5 protein-coding genes are annotated in these 8381 nt (G+C 58.7%); 1 reads left to right on the forward strand and 4 read right to left on the reverse strand.

Annotated elements, in window-relative coordinates:
- Nucleotides 1–103: 103 nt before the first annotated feature.
- The gene (locus F8N49_RS22220) at nucleotides 104–2584 is read right to left on the reverse strand and encodes a UvrD-helicase domain-containing protein (RefSeq protein WP_151552600.1); all 2481 of its coding nucleotides are present in this window, start codon (nucleotides 2582–2584) and stop codon (nucleotides 104–106) included.
- A gap of 257 nt (nucleotides 2585–2841) precedes the next feature.
- Between F8N49_RS22220 and F8N49_RS22225 the strand changes: the two genes are divergently transcribed.
- Nucleotides 2842–3537, forward strand: a complete 696-nt coding sequence (locus tag F8N49_RS22225) for a pirin family protein (RefSeq protein ID WP_151552602.1) — start codon at nucleotides 2842–2844, stop codon at nucleotides 3535–3537.
- A 54-nt stretch (nucleotides 3538–3591) separates the two neighbouring features.
- Here the strand turns inward: F8N49_RS22225 and pgm are convergent, their stop codons facing one another.
- From pgm to F8N49_RS22240, 3 genes are all read right to left on the reverse strand, one after another.
- The gene (pgm, locus tag F8N49_RS22230; RefSeq protein WP_151552604.1) at nucleotides 3592–5238 is read right to left on the reverse strand and encodes a phosphoglucomutase (alpha-D-glucose-1,6-bisphosphate-dependent); all 1647 of its coding nucleotides are present in this window, start codon (nucleotides 5236–5238) and stop codon (nucleotides 3592–3594) included.
- Between the two features lie 108 nt (nucleotides 5239–5346).
- Nucleotides 5347–6747 (reverse strand): PLP-dependent aminotransferase family protein, encoded by a 1401-nt coding sequence (locus tag F8N49_RS22235; RefSeq protein WP_151552606.1) that lies wholly within the window; start codon nucleotides 6745–6747, stop codon nucleotides 5347–5349.
- Between the two features lie 49 nt (nucleotides 6748–6796).
- A complete protein-coding gene (locus F8N49_RS22240) occupies nucleotides 6797–8263 on the reverse strand; it encodes a hypothetical protein (protein WP_151552608.1) in 1467 nt (488 codons plus the stop codon).
- Nucleotides 8264–8381 lie beyond the last annotated feature (118 nt).

Below are 8381 nucleotides of genomic sequence, written 5' to 3' on the forward strand. Positions count from 1 at the left end.
GAGGATGAGCTGGAAGCCTTCACTCCTCCGGAATCTCTCAAGAACTACGCATAACCACCTGATTTAAAACAAAAAGCCCGCAGCGATGCGGGCTTTTTATGGGTCAGGCGCTGGTCTTTTCCTTTTCGCGTCGATGGTCGACGAAGAAGGGTTTGCCCTTGGCGACTCGATCCGACGCCCTCGGCATGTTTACCGCCTGGCTGTCTTGCGGTTCGACATACCAGTAGCAATGACTGACGGCGCGTGTGATACCGACGTAGGCAAGGCGCAGGATTTCGTCCTTTTGCGCATTGTCGTACGGCTCGCTGTCGCCACTTTTGCCCAATCCCGCCATGCGATAGACCTGATTCTTGTACGGAGAACTGGTCAGATGCTGGCAATCACCCAGCAGAAATACTGCATCAGCCTGCAAGCCTTTGGCGCTGTGATAGGTCAGCTGTTTCAGCCGCCGCGCCTCATAGGGCAAGCTCGAATCCACGTTAAGTACAGGCTGAATATGCTGCTCAATCAATAACTTATCGCTACTTTTTCGATAAAGCATCAGGATTGAATCTCCCCGCCGGTAATGCTGGGCCAGGCGCTGCCCCAATGCTTCATCATCCCGCTCAAGCACATTGACCGGGTGAAGCGGCTTGGGCTCACCACTGGCCTTGGCCTTCTTGCCTGCGATAGCCGGCGCTGCACGGACAATGTGTTCGGCTGCGTCGATGATGTGCTGATGGCTGCGATAGTTGTCACTGAGCATGACCCGCGTGGTGCTTGGCGACGGAAACTCCTTGTTGAACTCCATGAAGTAGCTCGGCGAGCTGCCTCGCCAGCCGTAAATCGACTGCCAGTCATCGCCGACGCACAACAGCGACGACCGCTGCGCCCCTCGCCCAACGTGCATGGCCGGGCCACGGCTGCGGATTTCATTGAGGCTGGCGCGAATCCACGAAACGATCTGCGGCGATACGTCCTGGAACTCATCGATCATCAAATGCGCCATAGGCCGCAGCAACTCATCGCTGAGCAGCTTGAGGTTTTCCGGCGAGTGCTCGCTGAACAGCGCGAACATGCGGTTGTAGGTCATCACTGGCGGCTTCTGATCCAGCAAGTGATCTTCAAATGCGCGCCAGAACAGGCTCAGGGCTTCAAAGAAAAAGCGATCGGGATCGTCCTTGGCGAAGCTCATCCGACTGACCGCGTCCGGCACATCCAGGCCGAGGTTTTCGATAAAGCCTGCTGCGGCGACAAAACAATCCAGCAATGGCGCGGATGCCAGCTCGCCTTTGACCTTGTAATCAAAGCCGGGACCGGCGCTGCCATCTCCGGCCAACGTCGCAAGAACGCGCCTGGATGACTCGTAACTATCCAGCCATATCAATGACTTACGGCAGAAAGCTTGAAACAGGGTGCGCTTGACCGCCCACTCTGCACGGACACTCAGCTTGGCGTTGGGTCGGGTCAGCTGGGCGTTTTCCCTGGGATCAAAGCCGAGCACCACCCAGGCATCTAGGCTGGGAATATAGCCATGAGTGTGGAACTTCGAGCCATTGATTTCGAAGGCCTGCCGATTCGGCTCGATGCCTTTAATGGGCCACGCCCCTGCACGAAACCATAAATCTTCAATCACATCGCAGAGCTCTTCATCGCGCTTGGCCGCCAGTTCGGTGACCGCCATGCGCTTCTGCACATCGGGGTGATCGCGTTCCAGTTCCTTCAACTGTAATCCGGCACGGGACAGCGGCTGGATCAACTGGCGGAAACGCTCATCGTCGTTGAACAGGCGGTGATAACAAGCATTAAGTTGCTGGCGCTGCGCGTCATTGATACGCAGGTCAAACGGATTGCTGTCGACCTCCTCTGCGCCGCTTTGCGGGCGATCGCTGAGGTTCTCGAAGGCCTGCAAACGCTCGAAACCCGGCAGGCTGCGCACCATCGGCAGGATGCGTGAGTGGAAGGTTCTGACCAGCTCGCGGGCCTGCTTGAGGTTCAGCGGCTGCCCCCACAGCGTGAAGATTTCGATCAGTTTGTTGATGAAGTCCTTGCGCGATTCGCGGGTGAAGGTCACCACGGTCATCGAATCCAGCTCAAAACCCAGATAATGGCTGAGCAACAGAATGCGCAGCACCAGCGTGGTCGATTTGCCGGCGCCGGCACCGGCCACCACCGAGGTGGACGGCGTATCGCTGAAGATCATCTTCCACTGTGCGGCGCTGGGCTGGGCGTGGGCCGGAAGCAAACGGGCAACGTCAGCCTTGATGCGCTTCTTCAGTTCCGCCGTCAGCGGCAGGCGCCAGTCATCGAACAGGTGGTTATCGACGCTGGGCGGCCGATGTTCGGTGTTGCGGCTGTCGCGAATCAACAGCACCTGGCGGCCTTCCTCCAAACCCTCAAGCTTGCCCTCCTTGAAACCGTATTCGACGCCAGCGGTGTGGCCACTGCGAAATCCGTCGGCTTGCCCGTGCAGCCACGACGCCCGGTGCTGGGCGCGCAGCTTGGTCAACCCGTGACCAAAGAATCGCGCGGCCAGACGTTTGAACCAGGGCATCTCGGCCAGTGGACGAAGTTCAGGGGGAAGATCGGGAATGTGTTGCGCCACGCTGACGGACTCCAGGGTGTGAGGCTGTGGCGGCTATGGTGTCTGGATTTGCCGTCCAGTTCTAGCGAAATGCTTACAGGTCATCGGTTTAGGCGACGAATTGAAAGTCGGATGAGACGATGTCGAGGCGCATTCCCATCAAATAACCTGATCATGATGCGGCAGTTTTTGCGCTTTTTATCGATGATTGCCTGATAGATGATCGTCGTCATCACCCACGGGGCCCGCCCCCTGACGACCCTTATTAGGAGACGATCATGCTTGAACTCAGACCCTTCAGCTCGCTGGGCGGCGCCCATCATGGCTGGCTGGACGCGCATCACCACTTTTCCTTTGCCGAATACTACGATCCGCAGCGGATGAGCTGGGGCAACTTGCGCGTGTGGAACGACGACATCATCGCCGCGGGTACCGGTTTCCCGCAGCATCCGCACCGCGACATGGAAATCATCACTTACGTCCGAGAAGGTGCCATCACGCATCAGGACAATCTGGGCAACAAGGGCCGCACCGAAGCCGGCGACGTACAAGTGATGAGCGCCGGCACCGGCATCGCTCACAGCGAGTACAACCTGGAAGACAAGGAAACCAAGATCTTCCAGATCTGGATTCTGCCGACTGAAACCGGTTCGCCGCCGTCGTGGGGCGCCAAGCCGTTTCCCAAAGGCGAGCGCGAGGGTTTTGTGACATTGGCCAGCGGCAAGGACGGCGACGACCAGAGCCTGCACATTCGCGCCAATGCTCGTCTGGTGGCGGCGAACATCAAGGCTGGTGAAACAGCCGAATACCGGCTCGACGAAGGGCGTCGCGCCTATCTGGTTCCGGCCACTGGCGTGATCGAGGTCAATGGCTTGCGTGCCCAAGCGCGTGACGGTGTGGCGGTGGCCCATGAGCAAGTGCTGACGGTTACGGCGATCGAGGACAGCGAGATCGTACTGGTCGACCTGGCTTGATCTGAAGGCAATAAAAAAGGGCAACCATAACGGTTGCCCTTTTTCATGTGCGCATCACTTAGTGGAAATAGCGCCATCCACCAACGTTTGCGCTTCGGCCACCAGTTGCTTGAGGTGGTCATCGCCGAGGAAGCTTTCGGCGTAGATCTTGTAGATGTCCTCAGTGCCCGACGGACGCGCGGCGAACCAACCGTTCTCGGTCATGACTTTCAGACCACCAATGGCCTGATCGTTGCCCGGTGCATGGCTGAGGATGCTCTGGATCTTTTCGCCCGCCAGTTCGGTCGAGGTGACCTGCTCCGGCGCCAGCTTGCTTAGCAGTGCCTTCTGCTCAGGGTTGGCCTTGGCGTCGACACGTACCGAGAACGGCTCGCCCAGTTCGTCAGTCAGCGCGCGGTAGGCCTGGCTTGGATCGCGTTCGGTGCGCGCCGTCATTTCAGCGGCGAGCAAGGCAGGAATCAGACCGTCCTTGTCGGTGCTCCATACACCGCCATCCTTGCGCAGGAACGACGCGCCAGCACTCTCTTCACCGCCAAAACCCAGCGAGCCATCAAACAGACCGTCGGCGAACCATTTGAAACCCACCGGCACTTCGTACAGGCGACGGCCCAGGCGCTTGGCCACGCGATCGATCAGACCACTGCTGACCACGGTTTTGCCGACAGCGGCATCGGCGCGCCATTGCGGACGGTTCTGGAACAGGTAGTCGATGGATACCGCCAGATAATTGTTCGGCGCGAGCAAACCACCGGACGGCGTGACGATACCGTGGCGGTCGTGATCCGGGTCGCAGGCAAACGCCACGTCGAAGCGCTCTTTCAGGCCAATCAGGCTTTGCATTGCGTGGCTGGACGACGGGTCCATGCGGATCTGACCGTCCCAGTCCACGGTCATGAAACGGAAGGTTGAATCGACCTGTTTATTCACCACTTCCAGGTCAAGACGGTAGTGTTCGGCGATGGCCGACCAGTAGCGCACCCCTGCTCCGCCCAACGGATCGACACCCAGACGCAGCTTGGCATCGCGGATGGCATCGAAGTCGATGACGTTGATCAGGTCGGCGACATAGGTGTTCAAGTAATCGTGACGATGGGTCGTGCTGGCCTTGAGCGCTTGCTCGTAGCTGATGCGTTTGACCCCGGCCAGTTTGTTCACCAGCAGCTCGTTGGCCTTGGCTTCGATCCACTTGGTGATGTGGGTATCGGCCGGGCCACCGTTGGTTGGGTTGTATTTGTAGCCACCGCTCTGTGGCGGGTTGTGCGACGGCGTGATGACGATACCGTCCGCCAGGCCGGAGGTGCGACCGCGGTTGTAGCAGAGAATGGCGTGAGAAACTGCCGGGGTCGGCGTGTATTCATCGCCTTCGGCGATCATCACGGTGACGCCGTTGGCGGCGAGGACTTCCAGTGCGCTGGCGCCGGCCGGGGTCGACAATGCATGGGTGTCGATGCCGACGAACAGCGGGCCGGTGATGCCCTGGGCTTCGCGATACAGGCAGATCGCCTGGCTGATGGCCAGAACATGCCATTCGTTGAAACTCAAATCGAACGAACTGCCGCGGTGGCCGGACGTGCCGAACGCCACTCGCTGGGTAGAAATCGATGCATCAGGCTGGCCGGTGTAATAGGCCGTAACCAGTCGCGGGATATCGACCAACAGTTCTGCCGGTGCCGGTTTGCCCGCAAAAGGACTGAGTGTCATGCAAAAACCTCTGAAATCGGAGTGGTTCAGGAAATGCAGCGCAGTTTACTGGCAGTTTGACCACTGTGCGACGGGATGTATCCGAAACTCGCCCGATGTTTTTTAACGTTATTGGCCGGGTGACAAGCGCAAGGCATCGCCGAGCAAGCCGATGACACTGGGCAAATCCCGCTCGCCGTGGTGCAACGCGCTTATCCGCAGATGATCCGCATGCAGACCTTGCAGGCTGAACAGCTCGCCGGGGGCCACGATGATCTGTTGCTTGAGCAGGCGACGGAACACATTCGCCATGTCGACCGGCCGTAACGAACGCACCCACACCGTCGCCCCGCCCTGCGGCTCGACTATCTGCAGCGTATCGCCCAAACGTTCGTGCAGAACCTGGATCAACATGGCTCGCCGCTCACCCAGCATTCGCCGCAGCACAGATAAATGCTGATCAAGCCGCCCGCCATTCAACAACCGGGCAATCGCCTTTTGGCGGATCGGCGACAAGCGAAATGCGCGCAGCAGAAAATGGCGTTGCAGCGCCTCACGCCAATGACGCGACAGGACAAAGCCGAATGGCGCTTCAGCGCCGATGAATTTCTCGAAAGTGGAAAACACCAGCAGACGCTCAGGATCAAGCCAACTGCGCAAACGCTGTGAATCATTGCGCTCGTCAAGCTCGCTGTAGCAGTCGTTTTCCAGTACCCAGACGCCATGTTGATTGAGCAACTGCGCGGCGGCTTGCTGACGCTCATGGGTGAAACCTTTGCCGTGAGGCATGCTCAACACTGAGGACAACAGAACCAGACGTACTGGCTCGTTCTCCAGCAGCGATTGCAGTACCGACAGATCAAGCACGCCTTCGGCCAGCAATGGCCATTCGATCACGCGCACCCCGCACGACTCGAGCAGACGCAATATCACCCAGTCGCACGGTGATTCGACAATTACGCTGGCGTGACGCAATTCAAGCACCGAAATCAGAATTTCCAGGACCCCGCGCAGATCGGCACCGATATAGATGTCATCGGCATGCCAGAAATGCTCTGTCGAACTCGTGTACCGCGCTGCCAGGGCAACCCGCAATTCCAGCTCTCCGCAAGGTTGCACGAATGTCTGTAGCTGACGCGGATATTGGCGCAGAAGCTCACGTTCCAGCGTCAACAACGGACTGTCCAGCGGTTGCAGCGAGGCCGGTTCGTCGGCGCTCAACACACACATTCCGGGACGTCTGGCGTTGACGTACACGGTCTCCAGCAGATCATTGCCGTTGCCGGGCGCATCCATGCTGAACAGCGCTTGCGCGTAATACCCTGACTTGGCTATCGAATAGACTCGACCTTCCTTCTCCAGAAGCGAATAGGCGTACTGCACCGTTGAAATGGAGACATTCAGTCGATCCGCCAGTTGTCGCAAAGAAGGCATGCGTACCGCCGCACCACCTCCGGCGTCATCAATCAGCGTGGTCAGATATCGATAAACTGCCTGATAAACAAAGTCGTTGTCCCGCGCGCTTTTCACACCCTCATTTCCGTAGATATCGGTTCACAACCCAGGCTCCGGCTCACCGTCAGCGTTCCGTCGACCGCTCGAACGGCGCAGCCGAACGCGCCTCATCCGAACCCGAACTCTCCGAGGCCAATTGCGCGGGCGCATGAATCTGCACAGGGCCCGTTGCATAGAGGCGGATCACCAACCTGACTGGCAACCCGCTCACTTCCGTTATCCACTTCAAAACCTGCTCTGGCGCGTGCAAGCCTTGCATGGCGCGGTGCAGGTCAGGCATGGCGACCAGCATGCCGGGATGACAGTTGCGCAGGAACCGCTCGAGACCTTTGCCGTTGTCGATGAACGGCGCAAACAGCAGGCACACCAGCTGCGTTTCACTCAATCCGAAACCATTGATGAGGTAGTCCTCGGCAAGCGCCCGCAGCTGCTCTGGTCCGCCGGCATTGTCATAGCTGGCCAGCAAGTGCTCGCAGACAAATTCGGCGACCTGTTTTCGCCGCATGTCGGCCAGCGTGTGACGAACATAATCGTCGATACCCGCCTCATAGGCGCGCCCCTCGATGAAGCGTGCGTACAAACCTCGCACGTGCGCCGAGATTAGAGGGTCAGCGAATACCGCTTCGCCCTGGTACAGCGCCAGGTCGTCAGGTTCATAACCGAGAAATTCGCCCAGCAGCGGCCAACGATCCTCGATTTTGCCGACCATCATGTCGTTGATGTCGATAAAACTGGTGCGCCGACAGGCTTCGAACTCACCTTCCGGGCGCCACGCTATCCGGTCGTCATCTGCGCGCAGCTCGCGGTAGAAATCATCACCGAGCCCGTCGAGCAGCGGAAAAAGCGCTTCGAATCCGGCATTGACCAGTTCTGGACCGGCTATTGCCACTCGCTGCATTGCACGGTTCAGGCCTTCGAGGAAATGCTGCTGACTGCCTTTGGTTTCAGTGCTGATCATGGCGTCGACACCATTGTTCCAGCGGGCGATCTGGCTGTAGTACTCGGCCGTCGCCAGGTAGGCGTCATCCCATAATTCAGGCGTTTCCAGCCAGGTGCGACAGTGCCCGACCAGCAGCAGATTGACGCGGCTGGCCTCACGCCCTTCGTTGCTCACAGGCGTGCGATGGTCGAACGGCAGCACTTCGCGGTTATCCACCATCAGCACCTCGACCCGTGGATCGTCATAAAGGAATAGCGCGCTGTAGCTGCGATGCAGGTTTTGCAGGGCGAGCGGGCTGTCGCCACTCCAGCGCAGGGAAGCCACGCGCAACTGGAAGGTCGCCGGAGCACGTCCGGCGATGGTCAGCTGTGCGGCGCGGAGCAAGGCCAGGGTGTAGCAGCCGTCACGCAGGCCGGACTGAGGCACCAGCACCTTGAATTGCCCGATGTTTTCCATGCCGCCAGCGGCCACCACCAGGCGCTGTATCAGCAACTGCAATGCCGTGCGCTCGGCTCGGGAAAAGAAACTCAGCAGACGCTGCAATACTTGCTGATAGACATAGTTCATTGCCTGATCATGGATCGTGCTCATCGGTATTTACCCGGTATCAAAAGTTTCATGCCGCGCAGACATGACAATGGGCGCGCGGCAATTGGATCAATAAGTAATAGACGCTGAAATGCTAACACTTACAAAGTTGTAGTTATTT

Origin of the sequence: Pseudomonas sp. GXM4, from assembly GCF_008923895.1 — a bacterium.
GTDB lineage: Bacteria > Pseudomonadota > Gammaproteobacteria > Pseudomonadales > Pseudomonadaceae > Aquipseudomonas > Aquipseudomonas atacamensis.